The following is a 17,314-nucleotide window of genomic DNA, read 5'->3' on the forward strand; positions in this document are numbered from 1 at the left end:
CGGTTCAGCCGATCTGCGTGTTCTTGGAGATGGTGACCTGGTCGATGTCGGAGGTGCGCACGGTGACGGCGACCTCCCAGTCGCCGGCCATCGGTATCTGTACTCCGCTCGCCGACCAGTGCCCGGTGGTGATGTGGTCGGGGGCGACGGGCAGGGGCCCGATGTCCCTGGCCTTCTGGGTGAGGGCCACCTTCACCTCGGGGATGTCGAAGGCGGTCCCGTCCGGGCGCTCGACGTAGAGGTGCAGGTCGTTGGCGCCGACCCGGGCGGGGTCGAGTTCGACGCGTACGACGCCCTTGCCGTTCTGGCTCCCGGTGTCGAAGGGCATGTCCAGGGTGACCGCGCCCGTGGCGGGTGCGGAGTTGCCGACGGAGGACGTGCCGGCGGCCTTGGCCTCCTCCTCGGTGCGGCCCGGCTCGGTCTGGGTCAGGACGGTGGTCACCACGAGCAGGACGACGGCGATGCCCGCCTCGGCGAGCACGGAGCGCCGCAGTCCGAACCGGTTCGGGTCGGCGTCCCGTTGCCGCTTCTGCCGGGCGGCGTCCACGGCCGCGCGCTGCCGGGCGAGCTGTGCGGCCCGCGGGGAGCCGCCGGTGCCCTTCGCGGTGCCGGACGCCTTCTCGGCGACCTTCGCGTTTCCGGAGGCCTCCGTGCCGGCGTTCGCGGACGCTTTCGAGGCCGCCTTCGTGGACGCGTTCGCGGACGTGTTTCCGGATGCCTTCGAGGCCGCCTTGGTGGACGCGTTTCCGGAGGTCTTCGTGGACGCCTTCGTGCCGGCCTTCGTGGACGCCTTCCCGGCCCCCTTCTCCGCGCGCCGGGCGGCCGAAGCACCCGCGGCGGGTGTCGCCGCCGCCAGCTGTGCCGTCCACCGGCGCGAGAAGTAGGCGACGCCGACGAGTACCGCCACGAGCCCGATCTTCACCAGGAGCAGCTGTCCGTAGCGGGTGTCGGTGAAGGCCGTCCAGGAGCCGAGCTGGCGCCAGGACTGGTACGTGCCGGTCACCACCAGCGTGATCACGCTGGTGAAGGCGACGCGCGAGAACCGGCTCACGGCGAGGCCGGGGACCGGCGTGTCCGCCGGGCCGCGGTACAGGGCGACGAGCAGCGCGGTCAGTCCGCCGAGCCAGGTGGCGACGGCGATCAGGTGGACGACGTCGACCGGCATGGCGAGACCGGCCTGGAGGCCGACGGAGGCGTGCTCGGACATCGCCCAGGTCGCCGCGAGGCCCACCGCCACGACGCTGCCGCCGACCGCGAGCCCGAAGGTGAGGTCCCGCTTCTCCTCGTCCTTCCGTTTGTCGTACGCGCCGAAGAGCACGGCGATGAACAGCGCGGCCGCCGCCAGCAGCAGCAGCCGGGAGACCAGCGCCGCTCCGGCCTTGGTTTGCAGCACCTCGCCGAGCAGGCCGAGGTCGAAGACGTCGGCGACCTTCCCGGAACCGGTGTAGGAGCCGCGCAGCAGGAGGAGCAGGAGGGTGGCGGCGGTCAGCGAGAGCCAGCCGGAGACGACGAACCGCTGCACGACACGCACCCCGGAGCCGCGCGGCCAGCAGGCGAGCACGAAGGCGGCGCCGCCCACCAGCACGGCGAACCCGGCGTACGACACGTACCGCCCGACGCCGTACAGCCCGCCGACGAAGCCGCCGCCGGCTCCCTGCCCGGAGACGGTGACCGAGGTCTCGGAGGGGGCGCCGACGGAGAAGGTGTAGGCGCCGGAGACCGGGTGGCTGTCGGCGGAGACGACCTGGTAGGTCACCGTGTAGGTGCCGTCGGGCAGCCCGGCGTGCAGTTTCACGGAGTACGTCGTGCCGCCCGTGCCGGACGGCTTGCCGTCGTCGACGCGTTTGCCCTTGGGGTCGAGCACGCGCAGCGAGTCGTCGTCCATGGAGACCGACTCGGAGAAGGTGAGCGACACCTGGGCCGGAGCCTTGTCGACCACCGCCCCCTCCCGGGGGTCGCTGCCGGTCAGCGCGGCGTGCGCGGAGGCCGGTCCGGCGCCGGCCAGCAGCGCGCAGGCCGCGGCCAGGAGCAGCAGCACCAGGGTCCGGACGCGCGGGGCGATGGTCTGCGTCAAGGTGGTCCCTCCCTCAGTGTCCGGAGTCTTCGGAGTGCCCGGAGTGTCCGGCGGTGGGCTGGTAGGTGGCCGCCTTCACGGGCAACGTGACCGCGACGGGGCCGGAGTGGGCGAAGTGCAGTTCGACGGTGACGGACTGTCCCTGCTTCGGCTGCTGCTTCAGCTTCTCGAACATCAGGTGGTTTCCGCCGCTCTTGAACACGAGTTGACCGTGCGCGGGGACCTCGAGGCGGTCGACCTCCTTCATGGTCCCGTCGACGGTCTCGTGCACGGTGACCTCGCCGGCCCCGCTGGTGACGGAGGTCAGTTCGTCCGCGGCACCGCCCTCGTTGGTGATCGTGAGGAATCCGGCCGCCATCGAGTCGGAGACCGGCTGCGGTATGTAGGCGGCGTCGACCGAGAGTTCGGCGCCGGAGGAGGCGGAGTCGGACCCGGAGTCCGAGCCGCCGCACCCCGCCAGGGCCAGGGCGCCGATCACCGCGACGGCGGCCAGGGCGGGACGGCGCCGCACGGGACCTCCCGCCGGGCGCCGCACGGGTTTTCCGGCCCGGCGCCTCACGGGTTCTCCCCCTTGATGAGCTTGGGCAGGTCCTTGGTGTAGTCGTCGACCGTGGCGTCCTCGCCGTACAGGACGTAGCCCGCGTCGGACTTCGGGGAGAAGGCGACGACCTGGGTGCCGTGGGTCGAGACGATCTTGCCGTCCTTGTCCTTGGTCGGCGGGTCGATCGAGATGCCGAGGGTGCGGGCACCGGCCTGGATGGTGTCGAACTCGCCGGTCAGGCCGACGATCTGCGAGTCGATGCCCTTGAGCCACTTGCCGAGCGCGGCCGGGGTGTCGCGCTCCGGGTCGGTGCTGACGAACACGACGCGGAGCTTGTCCTGCTCCGCCTGGGAGAGCTGCTTCTTGGCCACGGCGATGTTGTTCATGGTCAGCGGGCAGACGTCGGGGCAGTGGGTGTAGCCGAAGTAGATCAGCGTGGGCCTGCCCGCGGTCTGCTCGCGGAGGTCGTACTTCTTGCCCTGGGTGTCGGTGAGGACCAGGTCGGGCTTCTCGAAGGGCTTGTCGAGGACGGTGGCGGCCTGCTGGCTGTTGTCCTCGGAGACCACGGTCACGGGCTTGTCGCTGTCGGCGCCGCTGCCGCAGGCGGACAGCGTCAGAGCGGCGGCGGCGAGCAGGGCGGCCATGGCGAACGTCTTCTTGCGCATAGAAAAATGTCCCAGATGTGAGGTGCTCCGGTGCGCGCCGGGGCCCGTCGGAGGTCCGACGGGCGGTGTCCGGCGCGCACCGGACGAGAGGATGCGCCGACGAGGGGTGCCGGCGCACCGGCACGGCGTTGTTACGCCGCCGTGCCGGAGTCGCGCCGGCGGCCGGCCAGCACGCCGTACCCGACGCCCGCCGCGCCGACGACGATGCCGACGATGCCGAGGACCCGGGCGGTGGTGTCACTCCCGTCGCCCGAGCCGGAGTCCGACGCCGAGGCGTCGGCGGCCGTGTTCTGCGCGTCCGCCCCGGTGTCCTCGGCCTTCGCGTCCGAGGAGCCCGCCGCGCCGTGGGCGTCGTCCTCGGCGGCGGCCAGCTGGAGCACGGGCGCCGGGGTCTCGGGCTCCTCCTGGCCCTCCTGCGGCACCTCGATCCAGCGCACGACCTCCTTGTTGGAGTACGTCTGGATCGCCTTGAACACCAGCTGGTCGGTGTCCTCGGGCAGGGCGCCGATGGAGACCGGGAACTTCTGGAAGTAGCCGGGCTCGACGCCCTTGCCGTCGGCGGTCCAGGTCACCTTGGTGACCACCTCGGTGATCTGCTTGCCGTGCGACTCCAGCGGCTTGGCCGGCTTGGCCTTGGTGACCACGGCCTTCCAGCCGGGAACCGGCTGCGGCATGACGGATGCCAGCGGGTGGTCGGTCGGGAAGCTGACCTCCAGCTTGGTGGTGGAGGCGTTGTCACGCTCGTTGGGGACCTTGAAGTCGACGACCGCGTAGCCGCCCTTGGCGGCCGTGCCCTCCGGCTGCACGCTGACGTGCGCGAAGGCGGGGGCGGACAGGGCGAGGACGGCGATGCCGGAGACGGCGCCGGCGGCGGCGATACGGGAAGCCTTCATGGACGGAGTGCTCCGCTTCGTGTGGACACCGGTGCCGAGCAGCCGGTGCCGAGTGACAGGAGGGATGCGCGCACACGCGCGCGTGCCGCACGACGGCGGCCCCTCCCGAAGCGGGACGGCGGTCGCGTCGTGTCAGGCGGCGAGGGCGAACGCGTCACTCGGCGGGCCGCGCCGGACGACCGTGTGCTGGAGCGCGGTGGTACGGGGCCGGGGCGGCACCCACAGGGCGGGCCGCGGCGGACGCGGACCCGTACCGGGGGCGCCGGCCAGCCCGGCGTGCAGGGCGCGCACCAGGGAGAGCGCCGCGCGCAGGGCGCGTACGAACGCCGCCTCGGCCATGGACTGGGCCGAGTGCGCCGACAGTTCGACGAGCCGGGCCAGGGCCAGGTCCCCGCGCCGCAGCAGCCAGCCGGCGGCCAGGGCCGCGAGGACGTGGCCGAGCAGCATCGGCAGCGACGGCAGCAGCGAGGCGGAGGTACCGGCGGTGGCCAGCGCGTCGGCCGGGTGGTGCGCCGCGCCGGTGGTGACGTCCGGGGCGATCCGCGCGTCGGTGAGGATGCGCTCGGCCTGGGCCGGGCTGATCGCCGCCGCGGTGGTCCCGCAGACCAGCCGTGCGGCCTGCTGGACCAGGGAGGCGTCGGACAGCGCGCCCGCCCCGCCGCCGGACGCGGCGGCCGTACTGGACGCGGTGGCCGCGGCGGTGCCGTGCTGGCCGAGACCGAACAAGGCGTGCAGCGCGGTCTGTCCGGCGGTGAGCAGCATCGCGATGCCGGGCAGTGAGCGCCGGCGGCCGGCGAGCGGCACGGCGACCAGGACCGCCCCGAGGAATCCCGCGCCCAGCGACCACAGCGGAACGGTGGCGCAGGAGGCCAGGGTGTGCCCCGCCGCGGCCAGCACGACACAGACCGCGGCGAACACCGCGGCCCGCAGGATCCGGAGATCGTGTCCGGAGCGCGCCGTTGGCGGGTGGGGGGCAGTCATGGCGGGCTCATCATCGCACCCGCGGCCGGGGTGCCGTACGGCAGGTCCGCAAGATGCCGTACGACCGGAAGACGAGGTACGGGGCGGAAGGTCACCCTCTGGTACGAGTCGCCCCGCATACACCGGTCGCCGAGGGCGACACATCCGCCAGATGAGCGGTGTCACGGGCGCGACGCGCTTACGCCCGGGTGTCAGGGGCAATACGTATCGGTATGTCGAGCCGCGGCCGGGAGGCTGGAGCATGAGCATCTGGTGGTCACTCCATTTGCGGCGCGAGGCTGCGAGCGTGCCCCTGGCCCGCCGGCTGCTGATCGGCACCATGGAGACCGCGGGCGTCGACCCCGACATCTCCTTCGACCTCTCCGTCGCCCTGAGCGAGGCCTGCGCGAACGCCGTCGAGCACGGCGGCGACGACGGGTCCGGCGGTCCCGGCGAGGCGTACCGCGTCACCGCCTACCTGGACGGCGAGCGGTGCCGGATCGAGGTCGCCGACGCGGGCCCCGGGTTTCCCGCTCACGCCCCGGGCGGGCCGCACGGCGTGACCCGCCCGGCGCCCCCGGAGGCGGAGAGCGGTCGCGGCCTGTGTCTCATCCGGGAGCTGGCCGACCACGTCCACATCGGCAGCACGCCGGGACGGGCCGGGGCCGTCGTGAGCTTCGACAAGGTCCTCAAGTGGCGGGAGAACGCTCCGCTGGTGGCGGTCTGACGACAGTCCCGGCCGGCAGCCCCCGGCAGGCCCGGTCGGCAGGCCCGGACACGCCGACGGCCGGGCACCCGCACGGGTGCGCGGCCGTCGTACGGCAGGTGGGGGTCAGCCCTTCAGCGCCGCCATCCACTCCTCGACCTCGTCCGACCGGCGCGGCAACCCGGCGGACAGGTTCCGGTTGCCGTCGGCGGTGACGAGGATGTCGTCCTCGATGCGCACGCCGATGCCCCGGTACTCCTCGGGCACGGTCAGGTCGTCGGCCTGGAAGTACAGGCCCGGCTCGACGGTGAGCACCATGCCGGGCTCCAGCGTGCCGTCGACGTACGACTCCACGCGCGCCGCGGCGCAGTCGTGGACGTCCAGGCCGAGCATGTGCCCGGTGCCGTGCAGCGTCCAGCGGCGCTGAAGGCCCAGCTCGAGGACCCGCTCGACGGGGCCCTCGACCAGACCCCACTCGACCAGCCGCTCGGCCAGCACGCGCTGGGACGCGTCGTGGAAGTCGCGGTACTTGGCGCCGGGCTGCACCGCCGCGATCCCGGCCTCCTGGGCGTCGTACACGGCGTCGTAGATCTTCTTCTGGAGCTCGCTGTACGTGCCGTTGATCGGCAGCGTGCGCGTCACGTCGGCGGTGTAGTACGTGTGCGTCTCCACGCCCGCGTCCAGCAGCAGCAGGTCGCCGGAGCGGACCGGGCCGTCGTTGCGGACCCAGTGCAGGGTGCAGGCGTGCGGGCCGGCGGCGCAGATGGAGCCGTAGCCGACGTCGTTGCCCTCGACGCGCGCGCGGAGGAAGAAGGTGCCCTCGATGTAGCGCTCGCTGGTCGCTTCGGCCTTGTCGAGGACCTTCACGACGTCCTCGAAGCCGCGCACGGTGGAGTCGACGGCCTTCTGAAGCTCGCCGATCTCGAACTCGTCCTTGACCAGGCGGGCCTCGGAGAGGAAGACGCGCAGTTCCTCGTCGCGCTCGGCGGTGACCTTGTCCGTCAGGGCCGCCTCGATGCCGGCGTCGTAGCCGCGCACGACGCGCACCGGGCCGGTGGCCTCGCGCAGGGCGTCGGCCAGCTCGCGGACGTCGGAGGCGGGGATGCCGTACAGCTTTCCGGCCTCGGTGAGGGAGTGGCGGCGGCCGACCCAGAGCTCGCCCATGCCGTTCAGCCAGAACTCGCCGTTCTCCCGGTCCGAGCGCGGCAGGAGGTAGAGCGTCGCGGTGTGGCCGTCGCCCTCGGGCTCCAGGACCAGGACGCCGTCCTCGGTCTGGTTGCCGGTCAGGTACGTGTACTCGACCGAGGCGCGGAAGGGGTACTCCGTGTCGTTGGAGCGGGTCTTCAGGTTGCCGGCGGGGATCACCAGGCGCTCGCCGGGGAAGCGGGCGGACAGGGCGGCGCGGCGGGCGGCGGTCTCGGCGGCCTGGGCGATCGGCTCCAGGTCGCGCAGCTCCGTGTCGGCCCAGCCGGACTTCATGTTCTCGGCCAGCTCGTCGGACACGCCCGGGTACAGGCCGTTCTTGCGCTGCTTGATCGGCTCCTCGGTCTCGTCCGGGTTCTCCGGGTTCTCCGGGGTGAGCTCCTCCGCCACGGTCATCCTCCTCGATACGGCACTGGACCACCCCCATCGTACGGTCGTACGGAAGGGGGCCCAGGGGCGAAGGACCTGTTACGCCGGTGCACTACCGTCCGTTATGCGGGGCGTGCGGGGCGTCAGTGACCGTTATTCGAACCTGACCGCCAGCAGGACGACGTCCTCCTCGGAGTGCGCCTCCGGCTTCCCGTCGGGCAGCACGGTGCGCAGGACGTGCTCGACGACCGCCTCCGGGTCCTGCCGTGCGGCCCGGGGGACACCGGCCGCCGCAGCGTGCAGCCGGGCGAAGGCGCGGTCGGCCGGGTCGCCGGTGCGGTGCAGCAGCCCGTCGGTGTACAGCAGGACCGTCTCTCCCGGCTCGGCCTGTAGCTCCACGCTGGGCGCCTCCCAGCAGGCGAGCATGCCGAGCGGCGCGGAGACGGAGGTCTCGACGAACTCCGTGCGCCGCTGCCCGATCAGCAGGGGCGGGCTGTGCCCGGCGCCGGCCAGGGTGATCCGGCGCAGCGCGGGCTCGCAGTAGCCGAACAGCGCGGTGGCCGAGCGGGCCGGTTCGGTCAGCCGCAGCAGCAGCTCCAGGTCGGACAGGACGGCGACGGGGTCCTCGCCCTCCATCACGGCGTACGCGCGCAGCGAGGCACGCAGCCGACCCATCGCGGCGACCGCGCTGGGCCCCGACCCGGTGACCGATCCGACGGAGAGGCCGAGCGCGGCGTCCGGCAGCGGCAGGGCGTCGTACCAGTCGCCCCCGCCCGCCGGACCGGTGCGGTGCCGGACGGCGAGCTGCACGCCGGGCACCCGGGGCAGGCGGGAGGGCAGCAGCTCCTCGGTCATCGTCGCCATGGAGGCGCGGGTGCGCTCGACCTCCAGGAGACGCGCCAGGTGCCCGGTGGCGTACCGGACGTACAGGCCGGCGAGGTGGCGCTGCCGTTCACCCGGTTCGGCGGGTTCGTCGTAGAGCCAGACGGCGGCGCCGAGGCGCCCGGTGCCCTCGGCGGACAGGGGGAGCGCGTAGCTGGCGGCGTAGCCGAGGCGGGCGGCGACCTCGCGGTGGCGGGGGTCGAGGGCCTTCTCGGCGAGCAGGTCCGGTTCCGCGATGCCGTCCTCCGCGACCGGCAGCCCGTCCAGGATCCGCCCGTACGACAGGGAGCTGCGGGGCACCGTCTCGATGTGGCCGAGGTCGGCGCGGGCGAGACCGAGGCCGACGGTGCTGGTGGGGCCGAGTCCGTCGGCCGGTTCCAGCACGACGAGTCCGCGCCGGGCGCCGACCAGAGCGGCTCCGGCGCGCAGTACTTCCTGGAGGCCGTCGGCGAGGGTGTCCGTGCGGACCAGGCGTTCGGTCAGTTCGTGCAGGGTCGTGAGGTCCGAGACCCAGCCGGCGAGCCGGTCCTGGAGCAGGGCCCCGGGGGCACAGGGTGTGCCCGAGGCGTCCGTGACGGTCGCGGCGTCCGTCGTGGGGGGCTCGGCCGCCTGGGGGGTGCCCGTGGCGGCGGACGCGACAGTGTGTGCGGGGGACGGAACCGTTGAATCGATTCCGGCCACTTTCGCAGGGTGCGGGGCGTTCATGGCGTCCGGCCTTCCGACCGGCGCTTACTGCTCAAAAGCATCGCAAACCCCCATGTCATTCTGCGCCGCTAGCAGTGTCTCCACATGTACACGCACTCGTAAGGGGATGTCCAGCATTGTCCTGCCGGGATTCCTGGTGTCCGTGGGGTGTGAGCGGCCTTCCTCTCGACCTCTTGCGTAAAAGCGAAATTGGCTTGAAACTGCCCCAGAGGACGCCTTGTTGCGGTCGACTGGGGGTGCTTCACGGAGCGTCACAGCGGTCGTGATGGGTACGTACTCGGAGAAAGCCGGGGGTGGTTGGGGGCCACCGGGAACCTGGCGACGGACCCGGGCGTCCTATCCACCGACGACCGTGCCCCATCCTCCCGTGGCGGAGGCGGAGAGAAATACGCGCGACGGCAAAACGCCAGACTTCGCCACCCCCGCGCCACGCCTTGCTTTTGATAGACGCAGTGGCCGGTACCGTCACGGACGCAGTCAGTGCTCGACCCACAGGGGTTTCCCTTGCCCTTGGCGGAGGCGTGCCCCGGGGGGACGTTTCTCGGCAGGGGTGTGATGCGCCACCAGCAACGCACAGCGAAGTGATCGACACATGGTGTGAAGAGACCACGGTGTTGCCAGGCGTGCAACGGAAAGGAACGAGCGCTCATGCGCGAGATCCTCGGAAGGCGACGCAGGCTCCTGTCCCAGCACGACGACGGGCGGCCTGAGCTGATCGGCGCGGCCCTCACCTACGCGGCACAATGGCAGTGGCCCGTACTCCCGGGCGCGGTGGCGGATCCGCGGGCGCGGTCGCGCTGCGGCTGTCCGGACCCCGAGTGCACGGTGCCGGGCGCGCACCCCTTCGACCCCGGTCTCCTCGCGGCGACCACCGACGCGCGCATGGTGCGCTGGTGGTGGACCAACCGGCCGACCGCGCCGATCGTCATGGCCACCGGAGGCGGTGCCCCGTGTGCCGTCTCCCTGCCCGCCCTGCCGGCCGCCCACGCCCTCGCCGCGCTCGACCGCGCCGCGCTGCGGCTCGGCCCGGTCGTCGCCTCGCCCACCCGCTGGTCGCTGCTGGTCAGGCCGTACTCCCTGGAGCAGTTGGGTGAGCTGCTCTACGCCAAGGACTTCGTCCCCGGCTCGCTGCGCTTCCACGGCGAGGGCGGCTACCTCGCGCTGCCCCCGTCGGAGACCGGGGACGGTGCCGTCCGCTGGGAGCGGGCGCCGCTGCCCGGCTCCGCCTCGCCCTGGGTGCCCGACGTGGAGGCCGTGGTGGACGCGGTGGTCGACGCCCTCACTCGTACGGGTGTGAGCGCGCCCGAGTTGTAGGGGGTGTCGGCGCGGGCGGAAGTCCGCGCCCGCCCCCGGTGGTTATCGTCCGACCATGCCGCTTCACGCAGGGGAGCACCGCGCCGTCGGGCCGCGCCGCGCCCGGTCACGCCGCGCCGGGTCACGACGGGGCGGGTCACGTCGCACCGGGTCACGCCGCGGTGCGCCGGACCGTCGGCGGATCCGTCTGTACGGGCTCGCGGGCGTCGTGGTGTGCGCGGTCGTACTGCCGTTCGCGGTGGCGTCCGCGGGGCCCTCGGGCGACGCGGACGCCGAGGTTTCGACGGCCGTGCCGCTGCTCGCGCGGGGCGGTGACGACAAGGCGGCCTCGCCCTCGGTCGCGTCCTCAGTCGCGTCCTCGGCCTCCGTCCCCTCCTCGGCCGCCGCCGAAGCCGCTTCCGGGGCGGCCCGTTCACCGCTGCCGCCCGGCCCCGCCCTGGCCGCGCGCTGCGGCCCCGAACTCACCTCGCCCGCGGGCGTCGAGGCGCAGACCTGTGTCCTGAACCGGGGGGCGGAGACCTGGGCGCGGACCTACTACCGCAACGCCACCGGCGGCCCGCTCGAATCCGTACTGAGCCTCATGGGACCCGACGGACGCAGCGTGCGGACGAGCTGTGCGGTGAGCGTCGAGGACGCGCCGGGCACCTGCGAGACACCGCCGGAGGACACCGGGGACGCGAACAGGGGCGGGCTGGAGGGGTACACCGCGGTCGCGGAGTTCGCCCGCCGGGCCGGGTACGGGCCGCTGCTGCTGCGCGCCGGGAGCGGTGGGGCCGGTGCGGGCGGCGACAGCGGGCACGGCGACGCCAAAAGCCTTGTGGGTACGGGGAGTTGACCGGCGACTGCGGCGCGTGCGCGATCTGGCGCATGGAAAGACCCGGTTGCTGGCGACGGGGGATGCACCAGCAACCGGGCTACTGGAACGGTAACAAGAGATCGGCGGTTAGCAAATTCGATCTCTTGCTTTCCGGTCACCGACTGGCCTGTCCGCACCGGGAGTTGTGACCGGAGTCACCCGTCCACGAGCCGCCGCTCCGGCTGACCGGTCGGTCAGCCGGGGGCGGCCCGCACTGCTGTGCGTCAGCTGAGGGTGACCTGCCGGTTGGTGAGGCCGCCGCGTGCCCGGCGCTCGTCGTGCGTGAGGGGAGCGTCCGTGGCCAGGGCCTCGGCGAGCCGCTCGGCGAACTCCGCGGCCGGCTTCTCGATGTCCTGCGCGGTGATCTCGCTCGGCAGGTCCCACACCGGCACGGTGAGTCCGTGGGCGCGGAAGGAGCCGACGAGGCGGGTGCCTTCGCCGAGGGACGACCGGCCCGCGGCGTGCAGCCGGGCAAGAGCGTCCAGAAGCCGCTCCTCGTCGTGCGGCATGACCCAGCGCAGGTGGTTCTTGTCCGGAGTCTCGCACCAGTAGGCGGCGTCGACGCCCTGTAGCCGGACGGTGGGAATCGCCGCGGCGTTGGCCCGCTCCAGGGAGGCGGTGACGTCCGGCGTGGCGTTCTCCGGGTCCGGGACCCAGAACTCGAAGCCCGAGTGCACCTCCGGCTCGAACGCGCCCTCGGGCGCGAGCAGGTCCTGCAATCGCGGGCCGTCGGCCGGCGCGCGGCGGCCCTGCACCGGGGTGCCCGGGTCGGCGGTCAGTGCCCGCGCGAGGGTGTCGGCGAGGTCGCGGCTGATGTCGCCCGACGCCGTGTCGTTCTGTAGGCCGAGGAGGACCGAGCCGTCGTCGCGGCGCAGGGCCGGCCAGGCCATCGGCAGCACCGTGGCCAGCGTGACGGAGGGGACGCCCTCGGGCAGGCCGTCCCGCAGGGTCAGCCCGACCGTGGCCGCCGGCACCAGCTCCCGCAGCGCCACCCAGTCGCACTCGCCGGGCAGCCCCTCGAACGGGCGCTGCACCAGCGCGGTCGTGGCCTGTGCGGCGGTCCGGCCGTGGCAGGCCTTGTACCGGCGGCCGCTGCCGCAGGGGCAGGGCTCGCGGGCACCGACGACCGGGACCTCGGCATCGTCGAGCTGGGGCCGCTTGGCCTTCGTCTGGGGTCGCTTCTTGGCCATCGTGGGTGTCTCCCGGTTACGGCTCTACTCGTACGGGCGCGAGCCTAGCCGTTCCCACCCCGCCCGTCGGGACCCTGTGGACGACGGGCCGCCTGTGGACAACTCGCGGTGCCGCCCGGCTCGGTGGCGGCCACAGGGCTGGCGCGGGGCTGTCGCGGGGCTGCCGCGGCCGTGCGGGTTGGCGCGGTCCGGGTGCCCGGGAGGTCGGCCCAGTGGTCGTGAGGATCGGCCGGGTGGGCCTTGTAGGGATCGCCGGTGGGCGTCGTACGGATCACCGGGTGGGCGTCGTACGGATCGCCGGGTGGGCGTCGTACGGATCGCCAGGTGGGCGCCGTAGGGATCGCCCGGGGCGCGTCGGCCGCGTCGGCCGGGTCGGCCGCACCCTCGCGTCGGACCCGGTTCAGCCCAGGTCCTCGAAGGCGTCCGCGAAGTCCAGGCCGGGGATCTCCGACACCGCCGGTGCCGAGATCCGGGTGGCGAAGTCGTCGCGCCGGTGTCCGGCGTCCGGGTCGTGCACGTCGTCGTGGACGACGACCCAGACCGTGACCTCACCGCGGGCGTCGTCCCGTACGCCCCAGTCGTCGGCGAGCGCCGCGATGATGTTCAGCCCGCGGCCGCCGTGCGCGGTGACCGAGGGGGTCGCCGGAGCCGGGCGGGTCGGGCCGCCGCCGTCCGTGACCTCCACCAGCAACCGGCCGCCCGGGTCCACCTGCCACGCGGCCCGGACGTCGCCGTCCCCGGCCAGGGCGTCGCCCAGCGGTCGGCCGTGCTTGCACGCATTGCTCAGCAATTCGGAAAGGACCAGTACAGCGTCGTCGATGACCGATTCCGCCACTCCGCCTCTGCGCAACTGATCACGCATGCGGTGTCTCGCTTCCCCCACGCCCGCAGGGCCATGGGGCACGGCCATGCTCGACGACGTGGGCACCTCCTGTGCCACCACCAACGCCACCCCCGAGACCTCCTTCGCCCCACGCCACGGTGTGGATGCCCCATCGCCCTGAGCCGGAAACCGGCCGGTCCCCGCACGGTGACGCATTCGACACGGTCGAACACGTACCGAACGCGCCGGTGCACTCCCCGTAGTCGCATGGCTGGATCTGGTCGGTGTGGCCGAGAACGGAGAATGGGGCAGCCGGGCCGCCGGGTCAAGGGCCGGGGACGAATCAGCGGCCCAGGTGGTCCAGTACCGCGCGCGGCCGGTTGGTGATGATGGCGTCCATGCCCAGGTCGGAGCAGAGATCCACGTCGGCGGCCTCGTTCACTGTCCACACGTGCACCTGGTGACCGGCCCGCTTCAGGCGCTCGATGTACGCGGGGTGATTGCGCACGATCCGGATCGAGGGGCCCGCGATCCGGACACCCGCGGGCAGTCGCCCGTCCCGCAGCCGGGGCGAGACGAACTGCATCAGGTAGACCGTCGGCAGCGTCGGCGACGCGGCCCGCACCCGGTGCAGCGACCGGGCCGAGAAGCTCATCACGCGCACCGGGGACTCCTCGGCCGAGGCCGGGGCGTCGAGTCCGAACCGCTTCAGGAGCAGCAGCAGCCGCTCCTCCACCTGCCCCGCCCAGCGCGTCGGGTGCTTGGTCTCGATGGCCAGCTCGACGCGCCGCCCCGCGTCGGCGACCAGTTGCAGCAACCGCTCCAGGGTCAGGACGGAGGTCTCCTCCCGGTCCTCGGGCCGGTGCTCCCAGTCGGGCTGCTCGTCGCGCGTGCGCCAGAACTCCCGGGTCCGGCGGGCGCCGAAGTCCAGCGCGGCGAGGTCGGCGAGCTCCAGCGCCGACACCGCGCCGCGGCCGTTCGACGTACGGTTGACGCGCCAGTCGTGGACGCAGACCAGGTGGCCGTCGGCGGTCAGGCGCACATCGCACTCCAGGGCGTCCGCCCCGTCCTCGATCGCCTTCCGGTACGCGGCCAGGGTGTGCTCGGGGGCGTCCTCGGAGGCGCCCCGGTGGGCGACGACCTGAATCCGGTGCTGTCGTGCGTGGGTCACCGCGTCATGGTGCCACCGTGGGCGGGTAGACGTGCCATCGGCGGAAACGGCAACGTGTCCGTTTAGTCTTGGATGACCTGTGTAAAGGACGGTCGGGGACCCACAGCTACCGCTTATGGTGCTCTGACGGCCCGTGGGAAAAGCTGATGGCATACAAAATCACCAGCACATCCGCATCGCGCCGGACCGTGGAGCAGCGCGGGAGCGTCGCTGAGCGCGACCAGGGTGAGCGACCAACAGCCGTGGAACTAGGAGAGAAGCTGTGAGCACCGAGAACGAGGGCACCGCGGTACCCCCGGCCCCGTCCGCACCTCCCGTGCCGGTGGATGCTCCCGCTGCCTCCGCCCAGCCTCCCGCGCCGCCCTCCCCGGACCAGGCACCCGCCGCCACTCCCGAGGCCGCGGCGGCTCCCCCCGCCCAGGCCCCGGCGGCGCCGCAGGACGCGTCGCCGCACAGCCACCAGGCACCCCAGGGCGGCGGTGCGGTCCCGCAGGGCTCCACGGCTCCCGACGCCTCGTGGCCCCCGCCCGCGCCGCCGGGCACCCCGGCCGCCCAGGCTCCGACGGCCGCCCAGACCCCGACGTACGGCGGAAGCGGCCCCAACGGCACCGGCAGCGACTTCGGCAACGACTTCGGCAACGGCAACGGCTACGGCTATGGCAGCGGCCCCGGCAACAGCAATGGCTACGGCGGCGGTTTCGGTGAAGGTCCCGGTGACGGGGCCGGTGGCGGAGCGGGCGGCTGGGGTGCCTCGTACCAGCAGCCCGCGCCGAAGCCGGGCCGCGGGCGGGGCGGTCTGGTCGCCGGTGTCCTGATCGCCGCGCTGGTCGCGGGCGGTCTGGGCGGCGGTCTCGGCTACACCCTGGCCAAGAACAACGACGGGGGCGGTTCCACCACGGTCTCCGCCTCCGACACCGGTGGCTCCGTCAAGCGCGACGCGGGCACCGTCGCCGGTGTGGCCGGCAAGGCGCTGCCGAGCACGGTCACCATCCAGGCCGAGGGAAGCAACGGCGAGGGCGGCACCGGCACCGGGTTCGTCTTCGACAAGGAAGGCCACATCGTCACCAACAACCACGTGGTGGCGGAGGCGGTCGACGGCGGCAAGCTCAGCGCGACCTTCCCCAACGGCAAGAAGTACGACGCCGAGGTGGTCGGCCACGCCCAGGGCTACGACGTCGCGGTCATCAAGCTCGAGAACGCCCCCTCGGACCTGAACCCCCTCCCCCTCGGCGACTCCGACAAGGTCGCCGTGGGCGACTCGACGATCGCCATCGGCGCCCCCTTCGGCCTGTCCAACACGGTGACCACGGGCATCATCAGCGCCAAGAACCGCCCCGTGGCCTCCAGCGACGGCAGCGCCGACAGCAAGGCGTCCTACATGAGCGCCCTGCAGACCGACGCGTCGATCAACCCGGGCAACTCCGGCGGCCCGCTGCTGGATGCGCAGGGCAACGTCATCGGCATCAACTCCGCGATCCAGTCGAGCAGCAACGGCAGCTTCGGCACCGGCCAGGCCGGCTCCATCGGCCTGGGCTTCGCGATCCCGGTCAACCAGGCGAAGTTCGTCGCCCAGCAGCTGATCAAGACCGGCAAGCCGGTGTACGCGAAGATCGGTGCCTCCGTCTCCCTGGAGGAGACGACGAACGGCGCCAAGCTCACCGAGCAGGGCGTGGGCGGTTCCGACCCGGTCGAGAAGGGCGGCCCCGCCGCCGACGCGGGCCTCAAGCCCGGTGACGTCATCACCAAGCTCGACGACCGGGTGATCGACAGCGGTCCGACCCTGATCGGCGAGATCTGGACCCACAAGCCCGGCGACGAGGTCACCGTCACCTACGAGCGCGGCGGCAAGCAGCACACGACCGAGGTCACCCTGGGCTCGAAGCTCGGCGACGACTGATCCTCGCTGCCGCGCCCGTCGGGACGCCTGGCGGCATGCCCGTCAGGACGCCCGTCAGGACGCACGTCAGGAACGGCCCACTTCGCCACCGGGGACAGCCCGGTGGCGAAGTGCGTTCGGGGAGGCGGGGATCCCGACTCGGGCCACCGGTTCAGATGTTCAGATGACGACGACCCGGCGCCCGCGCGTGTGACCGGCCTGGCTGTCGACGTGCGCGGCCGCGGCCTCGGTGAGCGCGTACGACTTCTCGACCGGGATGTGCAGCTTCCCCCGCGCGATCAGGTCGACGGCCTCGGCGAGCGCCGCCGGCACGCTCCCGGCCACACCGGAGAAGCGGACGCCGAACTCGGGCGCCCCGAGGTCGGCGATGCTGACGACCTTCTCCGGCGCCCCGGCCAGCTCGACCAACTCGCGGATCACCCCCGAGCCGGCCAGATCGAGAGCGGCGTCGACCTCGCCGAGCCGCCGCACCCGCTCGACCCAGCCTTCGCCGTACGTCGTGGCGACGGCACCGAGTCCGCGCAGGTACTCCTGGTTGGCGGCACCGGCCGTACCGATCACCCTGATGCCCCGGTCGCGGGCGATTTGCAGCACCGCCGACCCGACTCCTCCCGATGCCCCGCTGACCAGCAGCGTCTGCCCCGGCCGCACGCCGACCTCGCGAAGGATGCGCAGCGCGGTCTCCACCACGGAGGGGTACCCGGCGGCTTCCTCGAAGGTCAGCCCCTCGGGCATCCGCGCCCAGGCCCCGAGCACGGCGAACTCGGCGTAGGTGTCGGATCCCTCCCCGAAGACCCGGTCCCCGACCTCGACCCCGGTGACCCCCTCGCCGACCTCGTCCACCACTCCGGCGGCGTCCAGCCCGACCCCGGAGGGCAACTCGATCGGGTGGGCCCCCAGCACCTGCCCTTCCCTGACCCGCCAGTCGACGGGATTCACGCCCGCCGCCCGCACGGCGATGCGTATGCGGCCGGGCCCGGCGTGGGGCTCCTCGGCGTCGACCAACTTCAGAACGTCCGGACCGCCGAACTCGGCGAAGCTCACTTTCCTCATGCCGCCGAACGT

Annotated in this window: 15 protein-coding genes; 4 read left to right on the forward strand and 11 right to left on the reverse strand. The window is 73.0% G+C overall.

Annotated elements, in window-relative coordinates:
* Positions 1–4: 4 nt before the first annotated feature.
* From B9W62_RS19790 to B9W62_RS19810, 5 genes are all read right to left on the reverse strand, one after another.
* Positions 5–2,074, reverse strand: a complete 2,070-nt coding sequence (locus B9W62_RS19790) for a copper resistance CopC/CopD family protein (RefSeq protein WP_087808439.1) — start codon at positions 2,072–2,074, stop codon at positions 5–7.
* Between the two features lie 13 nt (positions 2,075–2,087).
* Positions 2,088–2,585, reverse strand: a complete 498-nt coding sequence (locus B9W62_RS19795) for a copper chaperone PCu(A)C (RefSeq protein WP_256976512.1) — start codon at positions 2,583–2,585, stop codon at positions 2,088–2,090.
* A 44-nt stretch (positions 2,586–2,629) separates the two neighbouring features.
* On the reverse strand, positions 2,630–3,280 hold the full coding sequence (locus B9W62_RS19800; protein ID WP_087808441.1) for an SCO family protein: 651 nt from the start codon (positions 3,278–3,280) through the stop codon (positions 2,630–2,632).
* A 131-nt stretch (positions 3,281–3,411) separates the two neighbouring features.
* Positions 3,412–4,173 carry a YcnI family copper-binding membrane protein gene (locus B9W62_RS19805; protein WP_087808442.1) on the reverse strand — a complete coding sequence of 254 codons (762 nt, stop codon included), beginning with the start codon at positions 4,171–4,173 and terminating at the stop codon, positions 3,412–3,414.
* Positions 4,174–4,305: 132 nt separating this feature from the next.
* Positions 4,306–5,154 (reverse strand): hypothetical protein, encoded by an 849-nt coding sequence (locus B9W62_RS19810; protein WP_087808443.1) that lies wholly within the window; start codon positions 5,152–5,154, stop codon positions 4,306–4,308.
* A 241-nt stretch (positions 5,155–5,395) separates the two neighbouring features.
* Between B9W62_RS19810 and B9W62_RS19815 the strand changes: the two genes are divergently transcribed.
* Positions 5,396–5,860, forward strand: coding sequence for an ATP-binding protein (locus B9W62_RS19815; RefSeq protein WP_087808444.1), 465 nt, complete (start codon positions 5,396–5,398; stop codon positions 5,858–5,860).
* 105 nt (positions 5,861–5,965) lie between these two features.
* Here B9W62_RS19815 and B9W62_RS19820 read toward each other — a convergent pair whose 3' ends face one another.
* Together B9W62_RS19820 and B9W62_RS19825 are read right to left on the reverse strand one after the other, a co-directional pair.
* Positions 5,966–7,432 carry an aminopeptidase P family protein gene (locus B9W62_RS19820; RefSeq protein ID WP_087811987.1) on the reverse strand — a complete coding sequence of 489 codons (1,467 nt, stop codon included), beginning with the start codon at positions 7,430–7,432 and terminating at the stop codon, positions 5,966–5,968.
* A 132-nt stretch (positions 7,433–7,564) separates the two neighbouring features.
* Entirely contained in the window at positions 7,565–8,998 is a 1,434-nt protein-coding gene (locus tag B9W62_RS19825; protein ID WP_087808445.1) for a PP2C family protein-serine/threonine phosphatase, read from the reverse strand.
* Positions 8,999–9,646: 648 nt separating this feature from the next.
* On the opposite strand from B9W62_RS19825, the gene B9W62_RS19830 reads away from it, so the two are divergent.
* A complete protein-coding gene (locus tag B9W62_RS19830; RefSeq protein ID WP_087808446.1) occupies positions 9,647–10,312 on the forward strand; it encodes a bifunctional DNA primase/polymerase in 666 nt (221 codons plus the stop codon).
* Positions 10,313–10,367: 55 nt separating this feature from the next.
* Positions 10,368–11,147: a hypothetical protein gene (locus tag B9W62_RS19835; protein WP_087808447.1), complete on the forward strand. Its 780-nt coding sequence runs from the start codon at positions 10,368–10,370 to the stop codon at positions 11,145–11,147.
* Positions 11,148–11,392: 245 nt separating this feature from the next.
* Here the strand turns inward: B9W62_RS19835 and B9W62_RS19840 are convergent, their stop codons facing one another.
* The 3 genes from B9W62_RS19840 to B9W62_RS19850 form a co-directional block, all read right to left on the reverse strand.
* On the reverse strand, positions 11,393–12,358 hold the full coding sequence (locus B9W62_RS19840; RefSeq protein WP_087808448.1) for a DUF5926 family protein: 966 nt from the start codon (positions 12,356–12,358) through the stop codon (positions 11,393–11,395).
* A 400-nt stretch (positions 12,359–12,758) separates the two neighbouring features.
* On the reverse strand, positions 12,759–13,397 hold the full coding sequence (locus B9W62_RS19845) for an ATP-binding protein (RefSeq protein WP_087808449.1): 639 nt from the start codon (positions 13,395–13,397) through the stop codon (positions 12,759–12,761).
* 127 nt (positions 13,398–13,524) lie between these two features.
* A complete protein-coding gene (locus B9W62_RS19850; protein ID WP_087808450.1) occupies positions 13,525–14,352 on the reverse strand; it encodes a glycerophosphodiester phosphodiesterase in 828 nt (275 codons plus the stop codon).
* Between the two features lie 262 nt (positions 14,353–14,614).
* On the opposite strand from B9W62_RS19850, the gene B9W62_RS19855 reads away from it, so the two are divergent.
* Complete coding sequence (locus B9W62_RS19855; RefSeq protein ID WP_087808451.1) at positions 14,615–16,249, forward strand: S1C family serine protease; 1,635 nt, start codon at positions 14,615–14,617, stop codon at positions 16,247–16,249.
* A gap of 159 nt (positions 16,250–16,408) precedes the next feature.
* Here the strand turns inward: B9W62_RS19855 and B9W62_RS19860 are convergent, their stop codons facing one another.
* Positions 16,409–17,302, reverse strand: coding sequence for an NADP-dependent oxidoreductase (locus B9W62_RS19860; RefSeq protein WP_179235565.1), 894 nt, complete (start codon positions 17,300–17,302; stop codon positions 16,409–16,411).
* Positions 17,303–17,314: the final 12 nt, after the last annotated feature.

The organism is Streptomyces sp. CS113 (genome assembly GCF_002188365.1).
Lineage (GTDB): Bacteria > Actinomycetota > Actinomycetes > Streptomycetales > Streptomycetaceae > Streptomyces > Streptomyces tendae.

Coding starts and splice junctions, on each gene's coding strand:
- B9W62_RS19800 (WP_087808441.1), bottom strand. CDS start 3,280: ATGCGCAAGAAGACGTTCGCCATGGCCGCCCTGCTCGCCGCCGCCGCT.
- B9W62_RS19805 (WP_087808442.1), bottom strand. CDS start 4,173: ATGAAGGCTTCCCGTATCGCCGCCGCCGGCGCCGTCTCCGGCATCGCC.
- B9W62_RS19810 (WP_087808443.1), bottom strand. CDS start 5,154: ATGACTGCCCCCCACCCGCCAACGGCGCGCTCCGGACACGATCTCCGG.
- B9W62_RS19815 (WP_087808444.1), top strand. CDS start 5,396: ATGAGCATCTGGTGGTCACTCCATTTGCGGCGCGAGGCTGCGAGCGTG.
- B9W62_RS19825 (WP_087808445.1), bottom strand. CDS start 8,998: ATGAACGCCCCGCACCCTGCGAAAGTGGCCGGAATCGATTCAACGGTT.
- B9W62_RS19830 (WP_087808446.1), top strand. CDS start 9,647: ATGCGCGAGATCCTCGGAAGGCGACGCAGGCTCCTGTCCCAGCACGAC.
- B9W62_RS19835 (WP_087808447.1), top strand. CDS start 10,368: ATGCCGCTTCACGCAGGGGAGCACCGCGCCGTCGGGCCGCGCCGCGCC.
- B9W62_RS19840 (WP_087808448.1), bottom strand. CDS start 12,358: ATGGCCAAGAAGCGACCCCAGACGAAGGCCAAGCGGCCCCAGCTCGAC.
- B9W62_RS19845 (WP_087808449.1), bottom strand. CDS start 13,397: ATGCGTCACCGTGCGGGGACCGGCCGGTTTCCGGCTCAGGGCGATGGG.
- B9W62_RS19860 (WP_179235565.1), bottom strand. CDS start 17,302: ATGAGGAAAGTGAGCTTCGCCGAGTTCGGCGGTCCGGACGTTCTGAAG.